A 20,518-nucleotide genomic window follows, 5' to 3' on the forward strand; every position below is an offset into this window, starting at 1 on the left:
CATCCGCGTTCAGCCCTCGCTCCGGACCGCTACTGAATCCTGAAACTGTCGACGATCATGTAGTCGCCCGTCTTCATGACGCCCTTGATGGTGTGCACACCGGGGGCCAGTCCGCTGCTGCTGAAGACGGTCTTCTGGTGCACGCGCGTGGCGTTGTGGTTGTCGATCGTGCCCACGGACCGACCGTCGATGAAGAGCTCGACCTCGCCCTCATCGGTGTTGACCTGGGTGATGAGATCGATCGCGGTCCCGTTGAAGGCGAGTTCGAAGGAGTCCCCCACGGCCTGGGTGGCGTGCACGTCGTCGATCCAGCCGCCCGCACCGCCCCGGTTCCTGTTCTTCCAGTCCCAGCCGGTGCCGGTGTAGACGACACCGGAGGTGTTGTTGATCTGCTGGACTCCGGCGGGCTTGCGCAGGGTCACGTCGGTGGACGCCTGACTGCGCCAGACCTTCAGCGTGACATCGGCGCCGGGAGCGGCCTGGTTGTATGCGAGCCAGAAGCTGTTGCGGTCGGTGACCGGCCGGCCGTCGATCTCCCGGATGACGTCATTTGCGCGCAGCCCCTGCCGGTACGCCTCCGAGGTGCTCGGCGCGGAGGCCAGATGCAGACCGTTGGTGTCGGTCAGCCCCGTGGCGGACTTGATCTCGTCGGAGTAGATCCGGGTCACCGGCACACCCAGCAGCGGTTCCGGAAGGGCGTCGAGGGTGTCGGTGTCAGGCGTCTCCGTGGGCCATGTGAGCGGCGGCGGGGTGGGTGAGCCCGCCTTGCCGAAGCCGTCCATCACGATGTTGTGGAAGCCGAGGGCCAGGGCCGGGGAGTCGGGCTGGACGGTGTAGTCGAGCTTTGCCGGGTCGGCGAAGGGAGAGGAACCGGTGAACTTCGGGTCGGCGATCACCGAGCGGGTGTCCAGCCCGTTCGCCCGCCAGGCGTCGTTGAGGCCCTGGACGGCTTTGCCGTTGTTCCAGAACAGGTTGTCGTTGATGACGGGCCTGCTCCTGGCCATGTCGACCTGGATCAGGCTGTAGGGAGTGTCGGTGACGAAGACGTTCTTCTCGACGGCATCGCCGCTGTCCGCGAACCAGACGTGGAAGTGCGCGCCGCCGTTGACGAAGACGTTGTTGCGTACGGTTCGGTGGAAGCCTTCGCGGAGCTTGACCCCACCGTTGAGCAGCAGGTTGTCTTCGATGAGGTAGTTCGAGCTGCCGTCGTCGAGGTCGATGTCCCAGTGCGAGGAGTGCCGGATCCGGTTGTGGCGGATGACGGTGGTCTCCATCGCGTCCAGTTTCGCGTACGACTTCTTCGTCGCGTCGTCGGCGGACAGCGGCCAGAAGCGGTCCCGGCCCCAGGAGTTGAAGGGTCCGTGGTCGGACGTCTCCTTGACGCAGTTGAAGATGTCGTTGTTCTCGATGAGGTGACCGCCCCAGGTACCGTCGTTGATGTCGACGCACGCACGGGGACCGTCATGAATGGTGTTGCCGTCGACGGTGACACGACGGCTCATCGATATCTGCACGCCGGAGGTCTGCTTCTCGAACTGTCCGTTGTCGTGCATGTAGTTGTCGCGGATGCCGATGTCGCGGGGGTAGTTCTCGGTCTTCGGTCCGGGCCGGGTGTCGCTGATGGTCCTGCGCATGCTGTCCCAGGTGGAGGGCTCGCGGACCGCGTCCGGGTTGCCGATGACCGCGACGTCGGAGGCCCCCGAGTGGCTGAACTCATTGCCCGAGACGACATCGTGGCTGTTGTACCCGTCGACCAGGAGCGCGTTGCCGCCGAGCTGGTCGAAGCGTGAGTCGCGTACGGAGACGTTCTCGGTATTCTTCAGATGGACCGCTGCCGCTCGCGCAAGGGCCCAGTCCCCGAGCTGGAGCTTCTCGTACGGCGTGTTGAAGAGCGTGCGGTGGGTCTGGGTGAAGGTGAAGCCGGAGAAGGTCAGATGGCGGACGGCGTCGCCCGGCCCGTTGCCCACCACCCGGATCAGTTCGTTCTGCTCGGCCGTCTCGACACGGGCCCGGGCGGGATCGACACCCGCGGGAGGATAGAAGTAGAGCTTCCCGGCGGGCTTGTCGTAGAACCACTCGCCGGGGGCGTCGAGTTCCTCGAAGACGTTCTCGACCATGCGGTACGTGCTGTGCAGGCCACTGCCCCGGTTGTTGTCGCCGACCCAGGCCAGCTCGGGCGTGCCGTCCGCTTTCACGCCGGTGACCTTGAAGGAGTTCCCGCCCCACATGCCGTCGTGCAGACCGCGCACGAGCGCTGTCGTCGGATTCTTCCAACGGGCCACGCGCTCGGCGGAGATGGCGTCCGCCGCGTACCCGCCGAGGATCGCCGTATCCGGGTCGTAGTCGGGGTAGCGGGCGAGCGTCTGCCGCTGCCCGTCGACGAAGAGCCCGTCGAAGTCGAGGCCGGCTCCGATGTCCGCGACCTTGATCGTGCCGGAATAGGACTGCCAGCGCGGTGCGAGCGAACGGCCGCCACTGATGACGACGCGCTCGCCGGGCGCCGCAGCGTACCGGACCGGAGCCTTGGCGGTACCGGAATCGGCGACGGTGAACTTCAGGGCGGACCGCAGCCGGTACGTACCACCGTGCACCACGACGTCGACCGGTCTCTGCTCCCGCACCCCCTTGCGCAACGAAGCACGGACCGCCTTCTGGGCCCGCTCCAGCGTCCTGAACGGTTTCGCCGCCGAGCCCTTGGCCCGGTCGCTGCCCCGGGGCGAGACATGGAAGGTGACGGCCGCGCCGCTCCGGCCACCAGCGGCTGCGGGCACGACAGGCACGACCGCCAGCCCGACACCCAGCGCGGCGGTGGCCACGACGGCGGTCAGCGCGGAGGCCGGGCTTCGGCGGCGGGGGCGGGAACCTGGGACGGTGCGCACGGGCACTCCTCATCGACGGTCACGTCGGATCGGCTTCCATGAAAGCCAGGCATCCAATGTCTATGCCCAACTTCTGCGAGTTGTACAGGGATCAACGCGCCGCAAGCTATTCATACATCGGATGACCGTCAAGAGGTTGAACCAAAAAGAGCCCCCACCCATCCCGGCATCGGGGACGGACGGGGGCTCACCGGTCCGGCGGCGAACACTCAGGGAGCGGCCACCGAGGACGACGGGCGGTGGGGACGGGGACGGCCCGCGCCCACCCCGGCGTCGCTTCCGCTCAGCGCCGCCCCAGCCGCTGCGCGACCTCCGTCGCCCAGTACGTCAGGATCATCTGCGCACCGGCCCGGCGAATCCCGGTCAGGCTCTCCATGATCGCCGCGTCCCGGTCGATCCAGCCCTTCTCGGCGGCAGCCTCGATCATCGCGTACTCACCACTGATCTGGTACGCGGCGACCGGCACGTCCACCGAGTCGGCGACCTTCGCCAGGATGTCGAGATACGGTCCGGCCGGCTTGACCATGACCATGTCGGCGCCCTCTTCGAGGTCGAGCGCCAGCTCACGCAGGGAATCGCGGGCGTTCGCGGGGTCCTGCTGGTACGTCTTGCGGTCGCCCTTGAGCGAGGAACCGACGGCCTCACGGAACGGACCGTAGAACGCCGACGCGTACTTGACCGTGTAGGCGAGGATCGAGACGTCCTCGTGGCCCGTCTGGTCGAGCGCGTCGCGGATGACGCCGACCTGGCCGTCCATCATGCCGCTGGGGCCGACCACATGGGCGCCCGCGTCCGCCTGGACCTGGGCCATCTCCGCGTACCGCTCAAGGGTGATGTCGTTGTCGATACGGCCGTCGGCGGTCAGGACGCCGCAGTGACCGTGGTCCGTGTACTCGTCCAGGCACAGGTCCGACATGACGACGAGATCGTCACCGACCTCCTCACGCACCGCGCGCAGAGCGACCTGGAGGATGCCGTCCGGGTCGGTACCCGCGGTCCCCCGGGCGTCCTTCTTCTCGTCCGTCGGAACACCGAAGAGCATGATCCCGGAGACCCCGGCCGACACCGCCTCGACGGCGGCCTTCCGCAGGCTGTCCAGGGTGTGCTGCTGGACGCCCGGCATGGTCGAGATGGCGACGGGCGCGTCGATGCCCTCGCGTACGAACGCGGGCAGGATCAGATTCGCCGGGTCGAGCCGTGTCTCGGCGACCATCCGTCGCATCACCGGGGTCGTCCGCAGCCGCCGGGGGCGGGAGCCGGGGAAGTTTCCATACACAGTCATGCTTCGAGACTAGACCCGTACACATCACCGTCTTACCGACACCCGGGCCGGGAAAACGGGCAGGGGCCCGGCCGCCGAAGCAGCCGGACCCCTGACACAGTCAACCGGGCCGATCAGGTCGTCGTACGACGCCGCCGCGCCCCCGGACGCCGCTCGCTCGGCCGCGTCACCGGGTCACCGGCCACCTTCGCCGCCTCCCGGCGCTGCGCACCGAACTCGGCGAGAGCCTCGGCCAGCTTGTGCACCGAAGGCTCCGGCGACAGGACGTCGACACGCAGACCGTGCTCCTCGGCGGTCTTGGCCGTCGCCGGGCCGATACACGCGATGACCGTCACGTTGTGCGGCTTGCCCGCGATGCCGACGAGGTTGCGGACGGTCGACGACGAGGTGAAGAGCACCGCGTCGAAACCGCCGCCCTTGATGGCCTCACGCGTGTCGGCGGGCGGCGGCGAGGCGCGGACCGTGCGGTACGCGGTGACGTCGTCGACCTCCCAGCCCAGCTCGATGAGCCCGGCCACCAGCGTCTCGGTGGCGATGTCGGCGCGCGGCAGGAAGACGCGGTCGATCGGGTCGAAGACCGGGTCGTACGGCGGCCAGTCCTCCAGCAGACCGGCGGCGGACTGCTCACCGGACGGCACCAGGTCCGGCTTCACACCGAAGTCGACGAGCGCGGCGGCGGTCTGCTCGCCGACGGCCGCGACCTTGATCCCGGCAAAGGCACGGGCGTCGAGCCCGTACTCCTCGAACTTCTCCCGGACTGCCTTCACGGCATTGACGCTGGTGAAGGCGATCCACTCGTAGCGGCCCGTGACCAGGCCCTTGACCGCGCGCTCCATCTGCTGGGGCGTACGAGGGGGCTCGACGGCGATCGTCGGGACCTCGTGCGGCACGGCACCGTACGAACGCAGCTGGTCGGAGAGCGACGCCGCCTGCTCCTTGGTACGCGGCACGAGCACCTTCCAGCCGAAGAGCGGCTTGGACTCGAACCACGAGAGCTGGTCGCGCTGGGCGGCGGCGCTGCGCTCACCGACCACGGCTATGACGGGCTGGTGCCCGTCCGGCGACGGAAGGACCTTCGCCTGCTTCAGGACCTGGGCGATCGTCCCGAGGGTCGCCGTCCAGGTGCGCTGGCGGGTGGTCGTACCGGCCACCGTCACGGTCAGCGGGGTGTCGGGCTTGCGGCCCGCCGAGACCAGCTCACCGGCGGCCGAGGCCACCGAGTCGAGAGTCGTCGAGACGACGGCCGTGGCATCGCTCGCGCCGACCTCGGTCCAGCAGCGGTCCGAGGCGGTGCGTGCGTCGACGAACCGGACGTCGGCGCCCTGCGCGTCACGCAGCGGCACACCGGCGTACGCGGGCACGCCCACGACGTTGGCGACACCCGGCACGACCTCGAAGGGGATACCGGCGGTGGCGCAGGCAAGCATCTCGGTGCCGGCGTTCCCGTCCAGTCCCGGGTCGCCCAGGACGGCACGGACGACCCGCCTGCCGCCCTTCGCTGCCTCCATGACAAGATTGACCGCATCCCTGAGAACGGGAACACCGGCGGCTGTTGACTGCGCGTCAACAACCGTCAGCTCAGGCGTGCTTACGCCTGCCCGCGCATGGCTGCGAACTACGCCGAGCACGTCGGGCTCGGCGACAAGGACGTCCGCGCTCGCGAGCGCCTCGACAGCGCGCAGAGTCAGCAGTCCCGGATCGCCGGGACCGGCGCCGAGGAAGGTGACGTGCCCTGCGGACAGGACCGGAAAGTCGGATGCGGCGGGGCCGGTGGGGCTCAAAGTGCTCGCTCCCCCATAAGACCGGCCGCACCCTTGGCGAGCATCTCGACCGCGAGTTCGCGACCGAGGGCCGCCGCGTCGTCGTGCGACGTGGGGACGGGACCGGTGGTGGACATCTGTACCAGCGAGGAACCGTCGGTGGAACCGACGACACCGCGCAGGCGCAGTTCGTTGACAGCCTGTCCGTCGACCAGGAGGTCGGCCAGCGCACCCACAGGTGCGGAGCAACCGGCCTCCAGGGCGGCGAGCAGGGCACGCTCGGCGGTCACGGCGGCCCGGGTGTACGGGTCGTCGAGCTCGGCGAGCGCGGCGGCGAGGTCTGCGCTGGTCGCAGCGCATTCGATCGCCAGTGCTCCCTGGCCGGGAGCGGGCAGGACGGTGTCGACCGACAGGAAGTCGGTCACCTCACCGATCCGGCCGAGGCGGCTGAGCCCGGCCGCGGCGAGTACCACCGCGTCCAGCTCCCCGCTTCGTACAAATCCGATACGCGTATCGACGTTCCCCCGGATCGGCACGGTCTCGATGTCGAGGCCGTGGTTACGGGCGTACGAGTTGAGCTGCGCCATGCGGCGCGGCGAGCCGGTGCCTATGCGGGCACCGGACGGCAGCTGCTCGAAGGTCAGCCCGTCCCGCGCCACCAGTACGTCGCGCGGATCCTCGCGCACCGGTACGGCGGCCAGCACGAGGCCCTCGGGCTGGGCGGTCGGCAGGTCCTTGAGCGAGTGGACGGCGAAGTCCACCTCGCCGCGCAGCAGCGCGTCGCGCAGCGCCGCGACGAACACGCCGGTGCCGCCGATCTGCGCGAGGTGCTCCCGGGAGGTGTCGCCGTACGTGGTGATCTCGACGAGCTCGACGGCGCGCCCGGTCACCTCGCTGACCGCGTCGGCGACGAGGCCGGACTGCGCCATGGCGAGCTTGCTGCGCCGGGTCCCCAGCCGCAGCGGCTTGGTGGCCCCCGCGCCCAGGGGTGAGTTGTCGGTCATGACCGCCCTCGATTCGGGTCGTTCAGGTCTGCCCGGGAGACGGCGGCGACCGTCTGCGGGTCGAGGTCGAAGAGTTCCCGCAGCGCATCGGCGTACCCGGCGCCGCCGGGCTCGCTGGCGAGCTGCTTGACCCGCACGGTGGGCGCGTGCAGGAGCTTGTCGACGACGCGGCGCACGGTCTGCGTGATCTCGGCGCGCTGCTTCTCGTCCAGGTCGGGGAGGCGTCCGTCGAGCCGCGCGATCTCGCCCGCGACCACTCCGGCGGCCATCGTGCGCAGGGCGACGACGGTCGGGGTGATGTGGGCGGCACGCTGGGCGGCACCGAAGGCCGCGACCTCGTCGGCGACGATGGTGCGCACCTGGTCCACGTCGGCGGCCATCGGGGCGTCCGCGGACGCCTCGGCGAGCGACTCGATGTCGACGAGGCGCACACCGTCGAGGCGGGCGGTGGCTCCGTCAATGTCGCGCGGCATGGCGAGGTCGAGCAGTGCGAGGCGGACGGGGCCGGTGCCCTGGGCGGGCACGGTGGTCCGGCGGACGGCCTGGCGCACCGTACCGGCGGCGCCGTTCTCCACCCAGGCGGCGTGCCGGTCGGGGTCGGCGGGCGGCGCGGGGACGGACGCGGCGGGCGCCTCGTGCGCGGGGTCGAAGGCCAGGCCGAGCGCTCCGGCGACGGCCTCGGCGGTCAGCACGAGACCCGTCGCGCCGGTGCACGAGACGACGACATCGGCACGTGTCAGTTCGTCGGAGACCGCGGCCATCTCCACGGCGTGAGCGGCCACTCCCGTACCGCCGGGCTGGCCCAGGATCTCGACGAGCCGGTCGGCGCGGGCCCGGGTCCGGTTGGCGACGACGATCTCGGCGACACCGGTACGGGCCAGGGTGGCGGCGGCCAGCGAGGACATCGAGCCGGCGCCGATCACCAGGGCACGCTTGCCCCTGGCCCAGGCGGCGACATCCGCACCGGCCGCGAGCTGCTCGAGACCGAAGGTGACGAGCGACTGCCCGGCCCGGTCGATCCCGGTCTCGCTGTGGGCACGCTTGCCGACCCGCAGGGCCTGCTGGAACAGGTCGTTCAGCAGCCGGCCGGCGGTGTGGAGCTCCTGCCCCAGCGCCAGCGCGTCCTTGATCTGGCCGAGGATCTGGCCCTCGCCGACGACCATCGAGTCCAGCCCGCAGGCCACCGAGAAGAGGTGGTGGACGGCCCGGTCCTCGTAGTGCACATAAAGATACGGAGTGAGCTCCTCCAGCCCGACGCCGCTGTGCTGGGCGAGGAGCGTGGACAGCTCGGCGACGCCCGCGTGGAACTTGTCCACGTCGGCGTACAGCTCGATGCGGTTGCAGGTGGCCAGCACGGCGGCCTCGACCGCGGGCTCCGCGGCGAGGGTGTCCTGGAGGAGCTTGGCCTGCGTCTCGGCAGCCAGCGAGGCCCGCTCCAGTACGGATACGGGGGCGCTGCGGTGGCTCAGCCCTACGACAAGAAGACTCATGCCGGCATCACGGCGGGCATGTCCCCGTCAGGTCCCTTCCGGCCGCCGGTGGCGGCGCGCACGGGCGGTGCGGCCGGGTCCGGGCTGCCCTGGACTCCGTCCTCGCCGGCCTTGCGCTGCTCGTGGAAGGCGAGGATCTGAAGCTCGATGGACAGGTCGACCTTGCGCACGTCGACGCCGTCGGGCACGGAGAGCACCGTCGGCGCGAAGTTCAGGATGGAGGTGACGCCCGCGGCGACGAGCCGGTCGCAGACCTGCTGAGCGGCACCGGCCGGGGTCGAGATGACACCGATCGACACGCCGTTGTCGCCGACGATCTTCTCCAGTTCGTCGGCGTGCTGCACGGGAATCCCGGCGACGGGCGTTCCGGCCATCGCGGGGTCGGCGTCGATCAGTGCGGCGACCCGGAAACCGCGGGAGGCGAAGCCGCCGTAGTTGGCGAGCGCGGCGCCGAGGTTACCGATACCGACGATCACGACCGGCCAGTCCTGGGTGAGCCCGAGTTCGCGGGAGATCTGGTAGACGAGATACTCGACGTCGTACCCGACACCACGCGTCCCGTAGGACCCGAGGTAGCTGAAGTCCTTGCGCAACTTGGCAGAGTTGACCCCCGCCGCCGCGGCGAGCTCCTCGGACGAGACGGTGGGGACCGAGCGCTCGGAGAGCGCGGTCAGTGCGCGCAGGTACAGCGGAAGTCGGGCGACGGTGGCCTCGGGAATTCCTCGGCTACGGGTCGCCGGTCGGTGATTTCGGCCAGTTGCCACGGTGCTCCTGCGGGATGAGCGGGGCTGCAGGCGGCCGTATGTCCCAAGGCCGCCCCGTCGAATGCAGGCTATGTCTTTGTGAACGCGTGCACAAAGATGGTGTCCGTTTTGTCCGGTCAAAGTGACCGGGGTCACGCACATTCGTCGTGCGATCCCGGAACCAAGGATCGCATCAGCCCGTTGCAGGCCCGAAGGGGGCAAAGCGGTACACACTCCTCATAACCACTCCCCCGAGAGCACTCAAAACGCCCACGATGGTAACCGCGTTTTCCTCACGAACGCAGTGCGTTGCGCAGCCTCGCCGGGTCCACCCGCCAGAACGTGTGCTGTTCGTTATCAATCAGGACGACCGGGATCTGCTCCCAGTACTCCCGGTGCAGCTCCTCGTCCTGGGTGATGTCCTTCTCCTCCCAGGACGCACCGGTCTCCGCACAGACCTCCCGCACCACCGCCCTCGCGTCGTCGCAGAGGTGACATCCGGGCTTCCCTACCAGGGTCACCACCCGGTCCGCGGGCTTCTTCTTCGTACGTCGCAGCAGGGCACTCATGCCTTCATTCTGCGCCGAAAAGGGACCAGCCCCCGAGTCGGAAGGGGACCACTTCCACCCTTGATCCGAAACGCCCCGAATCGCCCGTTTAACAAATCAGCAGCCGAGAGTTCACGGCACGGCATCCCAGCAGGTCGGGAAGGGCCGAACCGACTGGCTATGCTCACGACATGGCCGCTCTTGGATGGCTCACACCCCGTAGGCGCCCCGCAACAGCACGGAGCGTGCTGGCCGGCGAGGCAGCAGCTGAGGCAGCGCGGAAGTCCTCCCTCCCCGACGATCAGTCCTCCGCCACCGACCAGGACACCTCTGTCCTCACCACGACCGAGGAACCAGCCTTCCCCGTCGTCGGCGACGACCGGGCCGCTGCCTTCTTCGACCTGGACAACACCGTGATGCAGGGCGCGGCGATCTTCCACTTCGGCCGCGGCCTGTACAAGCGGAAGTTCTTCCAGCGCCGCGAGCTGACCAGGTTCGCCTGGCAGCAGGCCTGGTTCAGGCTGGCCGGCGTCGAGGACCCGGAACACATGCAGGACGCGCGCGACAGCGCCCTGTCCATCGTCAAGGGCCACCGCGTGTCCGAGCTGATGTCCATCGGCGAGGAGATCTACGACGAGTACATGGCCGACCGCATCTGGCCCGGCACCCGCGCACTCGCCCAGGCCCACCTCGACGCCGGACAGCGGGTCTGGCTGGTCACCGCCGCCCCGGTGGAGACCGCCACGATCATCGCCCGCCGCCTCGGCCTGACCGGCGCACTCGGCACGGTCGCCGAATCCGTCGACGGCGTCTACACCGGCCGCCTGGTCGGCGAGCCGCTGCACGGCCCCGCGAAGGCCGAGGCGGTCCGCGCCCTCGCGGCGGCCGAGGGCCTGGACCTCGACCGCTGTGCGGCGTACAGCGATTCGCACAACGACATCCCGATGCTGTCCCTGGTCGGACACCCGTACGCGATCAACCCGGACGCCAAGCTCCGCAAGCACGCCCGCGCGCTCGACTGGCGACTGCGGGACTACCGGACGGGCCGCAAGGCGGCCAAGGTCGGCATCCCGGCCGCGGCCGGCGTGGGCGCCCTCGCAGGCGGCACCGCGGCCGCCGTCGCCCTGCACCGCCGCCGCCGCTGACGCACACCCGTTCGCGCCCCCGCCCGATCCCGCCGGGGGCCACCGAGCCACGCCCGGACGCCTGCCGCCAATCGGGACCCCTTACCCACCGACCGCTCCCGCCAGTCGGATTGCTCGCACCCGACCACAACCCGTCGCGCCCGTAGGCAGATCGCGAAGTAATCCGATCAATATCCGGTCACGATGTGCTACTTGATGCATCGATTAGTCGCTACAGAAACGACGTAATCGGTGATTTTAGCAACTGGGTGTAGCGCTGCCTGTACGAAGCGTTATTCTCCTCAGACGCATTCCGGAACCCCCCACTCACTACGACGAGTGACGGTTCCGCACTGCACGTGATGGAAGCTCTGCCTCTGGGAGTCCCGTGTACCCACACGTCGGGGTTGACGCCTCGGGCCTGGCTACGCTGCGCGCAACGGTCGCCGACCGCTTGCGCGGCTTCGTCCCCACCGCGTACGCCGTACCCGCATTTGCCACCCCTGCACCTGTCGGCCCTTGCTACGCCCTGGCCGAACGCGGTGCGGCGGTCGGAAGACGCAGCAACCGCGGCGCAACTACTACGTCCACCGTTCGCCGGCCCACCGCCGACAGCGACAGCGCGCGCATGATGGATCTCGTCGAGCGCGCACAGGCCGGCGAGGCTGACGCCTTCGGCCGCCTCTACGACCAGTACAGCGACACCGTCTACCGATACATCTACTACCGCGTGGGCGGCAAGGCGACAGCGGAGGACCTCACGAGCGAGACCTTCCTGCGCGCCCTGCGCCGCATCTCCACGTTCACCTGGCAGGGCCGCGACTTCGGCGCCTGGCTGGTCACGATCGCCCGCAACCTGGTCGCCGACCACTTCAAGTCCAGCCGTTTCCGGCTGGAGGTGACCACCGGCGAAATGCTCGATGCCAACGAAGTCGAGCGCAGCCCGGAGGACTCCGTCCTGGAGTCTCTCTCCAACGCCGCACTGCTGCAGGCCGTGCGCCGACTCAACCCCCAGCAGCAGGAGTGCGTGACCCTGCGTTTCCTGCAGGGCCTCTCGGTCGCCGAGACCGCCCGGGTCATGGGCAAGAACGAGGGTGCGATCAAGACCCTCCAGTACCGCGCCGTCCGCACCCTGGCCCGGCTCCTTCCGGACGATGCCCGCTGACCCCACTCCCGGCCGAATCACTCTCGGCGATATGTTCGTCACGCACTGGTCCGATCATCCTTCGTGCGTAACCCAAGTGCCGCGCCCCTCGTTGTGCCGGTTGCAGGCCCCCTGTCGTCACTCCATGTCCGCCGACACTCACTCTTTCGTGTGGAAGCGCTCAAGGTGTGCAACTATCCGGACCCCCAGGGGAGTCGACCGTCATGACGAGAGGAGGTGCCGCCAGTGATCGCAAACGTTTCGGCACACCGGCGGGCGAACGCCTTCGCCCAGGCCCTGGAGGAGCAGTCGCTCCGCGGTGCGGCGGCCGTACAGCCCGAGGAACCGGCCGAACCGGCCGACCACGGAACGCTGTTGGCCCTGGCGAACGGCCTCGGTGAGCTACCGCGGCCGGAGTTGGATCCCGAAGTCAAAGTGGTGCAGCGAGCCCAGCTCGTCGCAGCCATGGAAGCCATGTTCGCCGAGGGTGGTGCGTCCGCGGGCCCTACGGTGCCCGAGCAACGGACCAAGGGGGCCCACCGGGCCTCCCCGCTCCGGAAATTGCGTCCGCGCTCACGCTGGACGAAGGGCCTCGCGGCCGGCGGACTCACCGTCGGTGTGGCAGCGGGAGCCTTCGGCGGAGTGGCCGCTGCCAGTTCCGACGCCCTGCCGGGTGATTCGCTGTACGGGCTCAAGCGCGGCATGGAGGACATCCACCTCGGCATGGCCAGCGGCGATGCCGACCGCGGCGAGGTCTACCTCGACCAGGCATCGACCCGGCTCAGCGAAGCCCGCCGACTGATGGAGCGCGCCCGCTCCGGCGATCTGGACCATGAACAGCTCGGCGAGGTCAGGCGCACGCTCAACGGAATGACGCACGACGCCACCGAGGGCCACCGTCTGCTCCACACCGCCTACCAACGAGACTGCGCCATCGGCCCGATCCAGACCCTGGAGTCCTTCTCCCGCTCGCACCGCGACAGCTGGAGCAGCCTGCGCGACCGGCTGCCCGTACAGCTGACCGATGTCGGCGACCAGGTCAGCTCGGTCTTCGACGCCATAGACGAAGAGGTCGAACCGCTGCAGTCGCTGCTGCCCCGCACCCCGGACAGAAGCAGCGGTTCCCAGCAGTCGGACGAAACGGAACAGGGCACGGGACCGTCCCATACGGACCAGTCCTCGCCCTCGTCGCCGGAGGCCTCACAGGGCCGTACGGGCGACAGCACCTCACCCCTTCCGTCCGACTCCGGCAGCACCCCGTCCGACGGCCTGATCACCGGCGGCACGGACGGCCTCCTCGGCACCCCGCCCCCCGGCACCACCCCGTCCGCCGACGGCCGTTTCAGCCCCCCGCCCACCCCGGACGTAACCCTGCCCCCGCTCCTCCCCGGCCTGCTCCCTGGCCTGGGCATCAACGGCGAGGACCAGAACGACTAGCGCAACCCTCAGTCGCCGGACGGGCATTCAACAACATCAAGCCCGTCCGGCGACTGAGGACATGGCGCCCACCGGGCGCCCCCGGCACTCCTCGCGTACACCCCTCAGAAGAACACCGACCTCCGCTGCACCAACAACTTGTACAGCGTGTGCTGAATCTGCTCCCGCACCTGATCCGTCAGATTGAACATCAGCATCGGGTCCTCCGCCGCCTCCACCGGATACCCACTCGTGGCGATCGGCTCCCCGAACTGGATCGTCCACTTCGTCGGCAACGGCACCGCCCCGAGCGGCCCCAGCCAGGGAAACGTCGGCGTGATCGGGAAGTACGGAAACCCCAGCAGCCGCGCCAGCGTCTTCGAGTCGCCGATCATCGGGTAGATCTCCTCCGCCCCCACGATCGAGCACGGAACGATCGGCACCCCGGCCCGCAACGCCGTGGAGACAAAGCCGCCCCGCCCGAAGCGCTGCAGTTTGTACCGCTCGCCGAACGGCTTGCCGATGCCCTTGAAGCCTTCCGGCATCACCCCGACGACCTCGCCCCGCCGCAGCAGCCGCTCCGCGTCCTCCGCACAGGCCAGCGTATGCCCGGCCTTGCGGGCAAGCTCGTTGACCACCGGCAGCATGAAGACGAGATCGGCGGCGAGCAGTCGCAGATGCCGCCCCGCCGGATGGTTGTCGTGCACCGCGACCTGAAGCATCAGCCCGTCGAGCGGCAGCGTCCCCGAGTGGTTGGACACGATGAGCGCCCCGCCGTCGGACGGGATGTTCTCAATGCCCTTCACCTCGACCCGGAAGTACTTCTCGTACATCGGCCGCAGCATCGACATCAGGACCTGATCGGTCAGCTCCTTGTCGTACCCGAACTCGTCGACTTCGTACTCACCGGTGACCCGCCGACGCAGGAACGCGAGCCCGCCGGCGATCCGCCGGTCCCAGCCACCGCGCTCGGCCCCCTCCAGGGGCTGCCCGGCCTGCTGGGGTTCCTCCTGCGGCAGCGAGGCGTCCTGCTGCCCAGGAAGGGCGCTGACGGCCGCAGTACCGACCACGGAGGCCGCCGAGGGCCCCTGGCCCCGGCTGCCGCCCCCTGCGGACCGGCGTCGCGCAGAGCGCGGCGAGCCGCCCGAACGCGAACGGTCGTCGTCGAACGGAATGACCTTGGCATCCGCCATCGTCGATGCGCTCCTCTACCTGGCGCTGGGGGTCGGGTGTGTGTCGCCCGCCCCGGTGGTCCCCGCAACATCGCCGGCCGCCCCGGCGAACGGCATGGCGGCCAGTCGGTCGACCGCCCTGCCCACCACCTCCGGCGGCAGCAGTCCTGGCCCCTGACTGCTCGCAAACTCCGCGAACGTCTCCGCGGTACTGAACTGCGGGTGGAAACCCAGGGTCTCGCGCATCTGGACGGTGGAGACCACCCGGCCGTGGGTGAGCAGCCGGATCTGCTCCGGCGAGAAGTCCGTCATGCCGACCGTACGCAGCGCCTGGCCGACCCAGGTGACAGCGGGCAGCAGCAGCGGCATCGTCGGCCGCCCCAGCCGCCGCGAGCACTGCGAGAGCAGCAGCACACCGTCCCCGGCGATGTTGAAGGTGCCGCTGTTCAGCGTCCCGCGCCTCGGCTCTCGCGAGGCGATTCCCAGTACGTCGACGACATCGTCCTCGTGCACGAACTGGAGCCTCGGGTCGTATCCGAACACCGTCGGCAGTACAGGCAGCGACAGATAGTCGGCGAGCGGCGAATCCGCCTCCGGCCCCAGGATGTTCGCGAACCTGAGCACGCACACGGCGACGTCCGGCCGACGGCGCGCGAAGCCCCGTACGTACCCCTCGACCTCCACCACGTCCTTGGCGAAGCCCCCGCTCGGCAAGGACTTGGGCGGGGTGGTCTCGGTGAAGACCGCAGGATCGCGGGGCGCGGAGCCGTACACATTCGTACTGGATTTGATCACCAGCCGCCGCACGCTCGGCGCCTTCTGGCAGGCACCGAGCAGCTGCATGGTGCCGATGACATTGGTCTCCTTGACCGTCGTCCGGCCACCCGTGCCGACCGTCTTGGCGGAGACGTCCAGATGGACGACCGTGTCGACGGAGTGCTCGGCGAGGACCCTGGCGATCGCGGGCTGGCGGATGTCCGCGCGGACGAAGTCGGCGTCGCCCAACTGGTGCCCGGGCGCGACCGCGTCCACGGCGATCACCCGGTCCACTTCCGGATCACGCTGGATGCGCCGCACGAAGCGGCCGCCCAGTTGCCGGGCCGCTCCCGTGACCAGCACGACCTTCCCCAAGATCAGCGCCTTCCGTCGAAAGGTTTCCCCTGGCCGTCACCGTAGCGGGTGGATGTTGCCCTGTGATGACCGCACGGCGGCCTTCTACCAAGTCTTTGGCCCGAATGCGCGTACGTGCCGCCCCACAACGCACCGCAGCCCTCCCGCCATGTCGGCGGGAGGGCTGCGGATTCACGAACTGCGTTCGCTTACTTCTTGTTGCGACGCTGAACGCGCGTGCGCTTGAGCAGCTTGCGGTGCTTCTTCTTGGCCATCCGCTTGCGCCGCTTCTTGATAACAGAGCCCACGACTACCCTCGCTCACTTCTTCTTCACTGGTGCGGGGCGTCTGGGCCCACACGACCTACGTCGGCCTAGCCTACCCGCCACCGCGTGAGGGGCGTAATCCGAGGTGAACCTCAGGCGGACTCCACCCCCACAAAGGACTCGCGGAGATACTCGTGAACCGCTTGCTCCGGAACCCGGAAGGACCTTCCCACCCGGATCGCCGGCAGATGACCGCTGTGCACCAAGCGGTACACGGTCATCTTCGACACCCTCATGACCGAGGCGACTTCCGCCACAGTCAGAAACTTGACCTCGTTGAGAGGCCTCTCGCTGCCAGCAGCCATGACCCACCTGTACCTTCCGCACGAGACGCGCACCGGCTTCCCCTCCGGTGACTCTTCGTCGTTGTGCGCTCACTCCCCAGATTAGGGGCGTGTGATGCGAGTGGGGAAGAGGAGAGACGATCGGCCGCCTACTGTGACAGACACGCCCGATTGAGTACATAGCGAGTGAGCGGCCGGTAGTAGGCGGACCGCACGGCATCGTCGAGCGGAACGGCGACCGACACCCGCCCCTCGGCCTCCCCGACGAACAGCGCCGGATCGTCCGTATCCGCGAGCCCGATCGCCTCGATGCCCAGCTGACCTGCCCCGCAGACCCATCCGTGGTCCCCGACGACCAGCTCCGGCAGCCGCCCGCAACCTTCCGCGACCGCCTCCAGAGCCACCCGGACCGGCAACGGCGAATGGGTGTGTGCGCCGGTGTCACCACCGGGAGCCCGCACGCCGGGTTCGCGCACCATCGCGACACCTCGTACGTAGTCGAGGCTGTACGTGCGTACGCCGAACCGGGCCGTTATGTCGATACATCTCCCCTGCGCGGGGGTGAGTACGGGGCACCCGGCCGCCGACATGGCGTCTGCCAGCTCTGCGTAGAAGCCGAGCAGCCGGTGCGGATGGCCGGTTCCGAACAGCACCGGCGCCCGCCGGACCGCGGCATACGACAGCCGCACGGCAAAGGCATCCAGACCTGCCAGGGTCCGCTCCGGATCAATCACATCAGGGCCCGAAACATGAGCAGGATCGTCCGAGACCCCGCACTTGTCGGCCATGAGACGAAGGAGATCGGGCTCCTTCCAGCCCCGTTCGGGGTCGAGGCCGAGCATCACCCGCGGGTCGCGGGCCGCGAAGAGCCGATAGCTCCGCAGACTCACTTCCCTCGATGTGGCCACGGGCCCGGCCAGCCGGGCCGCCAGCAGATGCGCACGCAGCGCTCCGGTGCTCAACACCCCACCGATGCTCCCCGAATCACCCGGACGGGGGGCCAGAAGCCCGGTTACGCCCCACAGTTGGCGTAACCATTCCTCACCACCGCACGGAAACGGCCACACCGCGACCGCCCCCGCCCGCCTCAGGCCAGCAGCCCCCGCAACGGGAACGCCGCCCGCCTGGTCGCCAGCACCGCCTGATCCAGCCGGTCCGCAGGGTCGTACCCCTCCTCCCACGACTTCCAGGAAGGAGTACGCCCATCCGTCATCCGGGCCGGCCCCAACTGCCGCGTCCGGGCATAGACCTCGTCCCGCCACGAGGACGGAATCACCGACTCCGGGTCCACCGGCGCATGCGCGGCGATCCCCACCAGATGCGTCCAGGACCGCGGCACCACATCGACCACCGCATATCCGCCCCCGCCGAGCGCCACCCAGCGCCCGCCCTCCGCGTACTCATGGGCGAGATCGTGACAGGCCGCCATCACCACCCGTTGCGCATCCAGCGACACCGCGAAATGAGCGAGGGGATCCTCGAAATGCGTATCGGCCCCGTGCTGACTCACCAGCACCTGAGGCCGGAAGTCCGCCAGCAGCTCCGGCACCACCGCATGGAATGCCCGCAGCCACCCCGCGTCCCCCGTACCGGCCGGCAGCGCCACATTCACCGCACTGCCCTCACCCGCCCCGGAGCCGGTCTCCTCCGGCCAGCCGGTCTGCGGGAAAAGCGTCCGCGGATGCTCGTGCAGCGACACGGTCAGGACCCGCGGATCCTCCCAGAAGGCCGCCTGCACCCCATCCCCGTGGTGCACATCCACATCGATGTACGCGACCCGCTCGGCACCCAGCTCCAGCAGCCGCGCGATGGCGAGCGCCGGATCGTTGTAGATGCAGAACCCCGCCGCACCGCCCGGCATGGCGTGGTGCAGCCCGCCCGCGAAGTTCACGGCATGCGCGGTGTCACCGCGCCACACCGCCTCGGCCGCAGCCACCGACTGCCCGGCGATCAGCGCCGACACCTCATGCATCCCCGCGAACGCGGGATCGTCCACCGTCCCGAGACCGTAGTTCTGGTCGGCGTGCTTCGGATCCGCCGAAGCGGAGCGTACGGCGGCCACATAGTCCTCGCGGTGCACGAGCCGCAGTGTGGACTCCCCGGCGGGCTTGGCCGCCACCACATCCACCGCACCGTCCAGCCCGAACGCCCGCACCAGCCCCATCGTCAGGGCGAGTCTGACGGGGTCCATCGGATGGCTTTCCCCGAAGTCGTATCCCGTTACTGCGTCATCCCACATCAACTGTGTGCGGCCGCTCATGCCCGCCACCGTATCGGGCAGGCTCCGCGCCGAACGACTTGGCGTACACCAGCGTCGCAAGCACCAACACCATCGGCACGAGCATCGCCCCCCGATAGCTCCAGGCGTCCCCGAGCGCCCCCACCAGCGGCGACCCCACCAGGAATCCCACGTAGTTGAAGACATTCAGCCGCGCGATGGCCGTATCACTCGCCCCGGGGAACATCCGCCCGGCAGCGGCGAACGTCTGCGGCACGATCACACACAGCCCGAGCCCCAGCAGGGTGAACCCGAGCATCCCGACCCACGCCCCACCGGCCACCGCCACCACACCGAACCCGGCGGCAGCCAGCACACTCCCGAACCGCACCACGGCCACAGCCCCGAACCGCCGCACCCCGAAGTCCCCGACAGCCCGCCCCAGCAGCGTCGTCACCATGTAGACGTTGTACGGAACGGTCGACAGCTGCTCCGAGCTCCCCAGCACATCCTGCAGATACTTGGCGCTCCAGTTGGACACCGTCGAGTCCCCGATGTACGCGAAGCTCATCACCAGACAGAGCGGCATCAGCAACTTGAAGGAGACCGAGGCGGCCCCCTTCCCCTGTGCCTCTCCCAGCCTCTTCTCCGCCGACGCGCCGTCGACGTACCACCGGCTCCCGATGAACGCGACGGGCAGCAGCACAACAACCGCCGGCAGGTACGAGACCAGCAGCGAGAGATCCCAGTGGGCCCCGGCCCACGCCATGGACGCCCCGGCGATCCCGCCCAGGCTGTACGCGGCATGGAACCCGAGCATGATGGAACGCCCGTACGCCCGCTGAAGACTGACCCCCATCATGTTCATGGAGGCATCGAGCGCCCCGACGGCAAGCCCGAACACACCGAGCGCCAGGGCCGCCTCCCACAATGCGCTCCCGGCCCCGACACCGAGCAGCGCAAGCAGCACGACGGGCTGCGCCCACCTCAGTACGACCCCGGGCCGCACCCGCGCGACCACCTTCTCGGTGACCACGCTGCCCACCCCGGCCAGGATCGGCACCGCGGCCAGGAACACAGGCAACAGCCCGTCGGATATCCCGTACCGGTCCTGGATGGCGGGAATCCGCGTCACGAGCAGAGCAAAGGTGACTCCCTGCACGAAGAAGCTCAACGCGAGGGAGGCCCTGCCGTGCCGCAAACGAGCATCTGTCATGGCCGCGAGCGTAGGGCCAGTCTCTACCCATGGGTAGATGGATCAGGCGAGCAATTCCCGCAGTTGACTCATGTCGGAGAAGTGCCCGGTCACCCCGGCGAGCCGGTCCGCCGGCATCATCGATGTAAACCCGTACACATCCATCCCCGCGGCCCTGGCCGCCTCCACTCCGAGCGGGCTGTCCTCGATGACGACGCACCGCTCGGGAGGTACGCCCATCCGCTCGGCGGCATGCAGGAACAGATCGGGCGCCGGCTTTCCCTGCCCCACGTCCTCCGCGCTGAAGATCCACTCCTCCTCGAACCACTGGTCGAGCCCGGTCTTGCGATGCCCGACCCTGATCCGCTCATGGCTGCTGGAGGACGCGACGCAGTAGGCGACCCCGTCGGCGACAAGCTTCCCCAGCACATCGTCGACACCCGCCACCGGCTCCAGCTCCTGCTGGAACGCAGCGAAGACCCGCGAGTGAAGCGTCTCGTCGAAGTCCGCGGGCAGCTTCTCCCCGGTCCTCTCCTCGACGAGATCGTGCACCCGGTGCACGGCAGACCCCATGTAGTCGCGAAGACACTCCTGGTACGAGGTGGGGTGACCGAGCTCCGTGAGGTACTCGGCCAGGATGGTGTTGGAGATCGGCTCGCTGTCCACGAGCACACCGTCGTTGTCGAAGATGACCAGTTCGTAGCGCATGGTTCGAGCCTAGACGCTCAGAACGCAGAAAAGCCCCGTGCCACAAGGGCACGGGGCTTTCCCGTAAAAGGAGTTCGGCGGCGTCCTACTCTCCCACAGGGTCCCCCCTGCAGTA

The 20,518-nt window shown here is 69.1% G+C and carries 18 protein-coding genes; 3 read left to right on the plus strand and 15 right to left on the minus strand.

Annotated elements, in window-relative coordinates; genetic code table 11:
- Positions 1-29: 29 nt before the first annotated feature.
- The 7 genes from ACFVYE_RS39585 to ACFVYE_RS39615 all read right to left on the minus strand — a co-directional run bounded on the left by ACFVYE_RS39585 (position 30) and on the right by ACFVYE_RS39615 (position 9,727).
- Positions 30-2,879, minus strand: coding sequence for a right-handed parallel beta-helix repeat-containing protein (locus tag ACFVYE_RS39585; protein ID WP_383965568.1), 2,850 nt, complete (start codon positions 2,877-2,879; stop codon positions 30-32).
- Between the two features lie 283 nt (positions 2,880-3,162).
- Positions 3,163-4,161 (minus strand): porphobilinogen synthase, encoded by a 999-nt coding sequence (gene hemB / locus ACFVYE_RS39590; protein ID WP_389608594.1) that lies wholly within the window; start codon positions 4,159-4,161, stop codon positions 3,163-3,165.
- A gap of 113 nt (positions 4,162-4,274) precedes the next feature.
- Positions 4,275-5,942 (minus strand): uroporphyrinogen-III synthase, encoded by a 1,668-nt coding sequence (locus ACFVYE_RS39595; RefSeq protein WP_383965564.1) that lies wholly within the window; start codon positions 5,940-5,942, stop codon positions 4,275-4,277.
- Positions 5,939-6,925 (minus strand): hydroxymethylbilane synthase, encoded by a 987-nt coding sequence (gene hemC / locus ACFVYE_RS39600; RefSeq protein WP_383965561.1) that lies wholly within the window; start codon positions 6,923-6,925, stop codon positions 5,939-5,941. Before hemC ends, ACFVYE_RS39595 begins: the two co-directional genes overlap by 4 nt.
- On the minus strand, positions 6,922-8,415 hold the full coding sequence (locus ACFVYE_RS39605) for a glutamyl-tRNA reductase (RefSeq protein ID WP_383965558.1): 1,494 nt from the start codon (positions 8,413-8,415) through the stop codon (positions 6,922-6,924). Before ACFVYE_RS39605 ends, hemC begins: the two co-directional genes overlap by 4 nt.
- Complete coding sequence (locus ACFVYE_RS39610; RefSeq protein WP_383965556.1) at positions 8,412-9,179, minus strand: redox-sensing transcriptional repressor Rex; 768 nt, start codon at positions 9,177-9,179, stop codon at positions 8,412-8,414. The genes ACFVYE_RS39605 and ACFVYE_RS39610 overlap by 4 nt, the downstream gene beginning before the upstream one ends.
- Before the next feature lie 272 nt (positions 9,180-9,451).
- The gene (locus tag ACFVYE_RS39615; protein ID WP_114245169.1) at positions 9,452-9,727 is read right to left on the minus strand and encodes a glutaredoxin family protein; all 276 of its coding nucleotides are present in this window, start codon (positions 9,725-9,727) and stop codon (positions 9,452-9,454) included.
- 170 nt (positions 9,728-9,897) lie between these two features.
- Between ACFVYE_RS39615 and ACFVYE_RS39620 the strand changes: the two genes are divergently transcribed.
- The 3 genes from ACFVYE_RS39620 (at position 9,898) to ACFVYE_RS39630 (ending at position 13,411) form a co-directional block, all read left to right on the plus strand.
- A complete protein-coding gene (locus ACFVYE_RS39620; RefSeq protein WP_383965552.1) occupies positions 9,898-10,851 on the plus strand; it encodes an HAD family hydrolase in 954 nt (317 codons plus the stop codon).
- 367 nt (positions 10,852-11,218) lie between these two features.
- The gene (locus ACFVYE_RS39625) at positions 11,219-11,995 is read left to right on the plus strand and encodes an ECF subfamily RNA polymerase sigma factor, BldN family (protein WP_030928170.1); all 777 of its coding nucleotides are present in this window, start codon (positions 11,219-11,221) and stop codon (positions 11,993-11,995) included.
- A 225-nt stretch (positions 11,996-12,220) separates the two neighbouring features.
- Complete coding sequence (locus tag ACFVYE_RS39630) at positions 12,221-13,411, plus strand: DUF5667 domain-containing protein (RefSeq protein WP_389608595.1); 1,191 nt, start codon at positions 12,221-12,223, stop codon at positions 13,409-13,411.
- Positions 13,412-13,515: 104 nt separating this feature from the next.
- Here ACFVYE_RS39630 and ACFVYE_RS39635 read toward each other — a convergent pair whose 3' ends face one another.
- The 8 genes from ACFVYE_RS39635 to ACFVYE_RS39670 all read right to left on the minus strand — a co-directional run bounded on the left by ACFVYE_RS39635 (position 13,516) and on the right by ACFVYE_RS39670 (position 20,403).
- The gene (locus tag ACFVYE_RS39635; protein ID WP_389608596.1) at positions 13,516-14,583 is read right to left on the minus strand and encodes a lysophospholipid acyltransferase family protein; all 1,068 of its coding nucleotides are present in this window, start codon (positions 14,581-14,583) and stop codon (positions 13,516-13,518) included.
- Positions 14,584-14,598: 15 nt separating this feature from the next.
- The gene (locus ACFVYE_RS39640; RefSeq protein ID WP_383965544.1) at positions 14,599-15,693 is read right to left on the minus strand and encodes an NAD-dependent epimerase/dehydratase family protein; all 1,095 of its coding nucleotides are present in this window, start codon (positions 15,691-15,693) and stop codon (positions 14,599-14,601) included.
- Positions 15,694-15,881: 188 nt separating this feature from the next.
- Entirely contained in the window at positions 15,882-15,980 is a 99-nt protein-coding gene (locus ACFVYE_RS39645; RefSeq protein ID WP_003948845.1) for a 30S ribosomal protein bS22, read from the minus strand.
- Between the two features lie 110 nt (positions 15,981-16,090).
- On the minus strand, positions 16,091-16,303 hold the full coding sequence (locus ACFVYE_RS39650; RefSeq protein ID WP_014046653.1) for a helix-turn-helix domain-containing protein: 213 nt from the start codon (positions 16,301-16,303) through the stop codon (positions 16,091-16,093).
- 128 nt (positions 16,304-16,431) lie between these two features.
- A complete protein-coding gene (locus ACFVYE_RS39655) occupies positions 16,432-17,247 on the minus strand; it encodes a phosphatase (RefSeq protein WP_266360563.1) in 816 nt (271 codons plus the stop codon).
- Positions 17,248-17,369: 122 nt separating this feature from the next.
- Positions 17,370-18,542: an acetoin utilization protein AcuC gene (locus ACFVYE_RS39660; RefSeq protein ID WP_389608597.1), complete on the minus strand. Its 1,173-nt coding sequence runs from the start codon at positions 18,540-18,542 to the stop codon at positions 17,370-17,372.
- Positions 18,511-19,716 carry an MFS transporter gene (locus ACFVYE_RS39665; protein WP_389608598.1) on the minus strand — a complete coding sequence of 402 codons (1,206 nt, stop codon included), beginning with the start codon at positions 19,714-19,716 and terminating at the stop codon, positions 18,511-18,513. The genes ACFVYE_RS39660 and ACFVYE_RS39665 overlap by 32 nt, the downstream gene beginning before the upstream one ends.
- Positions 19,717-19,758: 42 nt before the next feature.
- Complete coding sequence (locus ACFVYE_RS39670) at positions 19,759-20,403, minus strand: HAD family hydrolase (protein WP_389608599.1); 645 nt, start codon at positions 20,401-20,403, stop codon at positions 19,759-19,761.
- Between the last annotated feature and the right edge of the window lie 115 nt (positions 20,404-20,518).

This window comes from Streptomyces sp. NPDC058239 (assembly GCF_042882185.1).
GTDB lineage: Bacteria > Actinomycetota > Actinomycetes > Streptomycetales > Streptomycetaceae > Streptomyces.

What these genes read in the sequence shown, in the direction of transcription:
- hemB (WP_389608594.1), bottom strand. Translation starts at nt 4,161, where the DNA reads ATGACTGTGTATGGAAACTTCCCCGGCTCCCGCCCCCGGCGGCTGCGG.
- hemC (WP_383965561.1), bottom strand. Translation starts at nt 6,925, where the DNA reads ATGACCGACAACTCACCCCTGGGCGCGGGGGCCACCAAGCCGCTGCGG.
- ACFVYE_RS39605 (WP_383965558.1), bottom strand. Translation starts at nt 8,415, where the DNA reads ATGAGTCTTCTTGTCGTAGGGCTGAGCCACCGCAGCGCCCCCGTATCC.
- ACFVYE_RS39615 (WP_114245169.1), bottom strand. Translation starts at nt 9,727, where the DNA reads ATGAGTGCCCTGCTGCGACGTACGAAGAAGAAGCCCGCGGACCGGGTG.
- ACFVYE_RS39620 (WP_383965552.1), top strand. Translation starts at nt 9,898, where the DNA reads ATGGCCGCTCTTGGATGGCTCACACCCCGTAGGCGCCCCGCAACAGCA.
- ACFVYE_RS39635 (WP_389608596.1), bottom strand. Translation starts at nt 14,583, where the DNA reads ATGGCGGATGCCAAGGTCATTCCGTTCGACGACGACCGTTCGCGTTCG.
- ACFVYE_RS39650 (WP_014046653.1), bottom strand. Translation starts at nt 16,303, where the DNA reads ATGGCTGCTGGCAGCGAGAGGCCTCTCAACGAGGTCAAGTTTCTGACT.
- ACFVYE_RS39660 (WP_389608597.1), bottom strand. Translation starts at nt 18,542, where the DNA reads ATGAGCGGCCGCACACAGTTGATGTGGGATGACGCAGTAACGGGATAC.
- ACFVYE_RS39665 (WP_389608598.1), bottom strand. Translation starts at nt 19,716, where the DNA reads ATGACAGATGCTCGTTTGCGGCACGGCAGGGCCTCCCTCGCGTTGAGC.
- ACFVYE_RS39670 (WP_389608599.1), bottom strand. Translation starts at nt 20,403, where the DNA reads ATGCGCTACGAACTGGTCATCTTCGACAACGACGGTGTGCTCGTGGAC.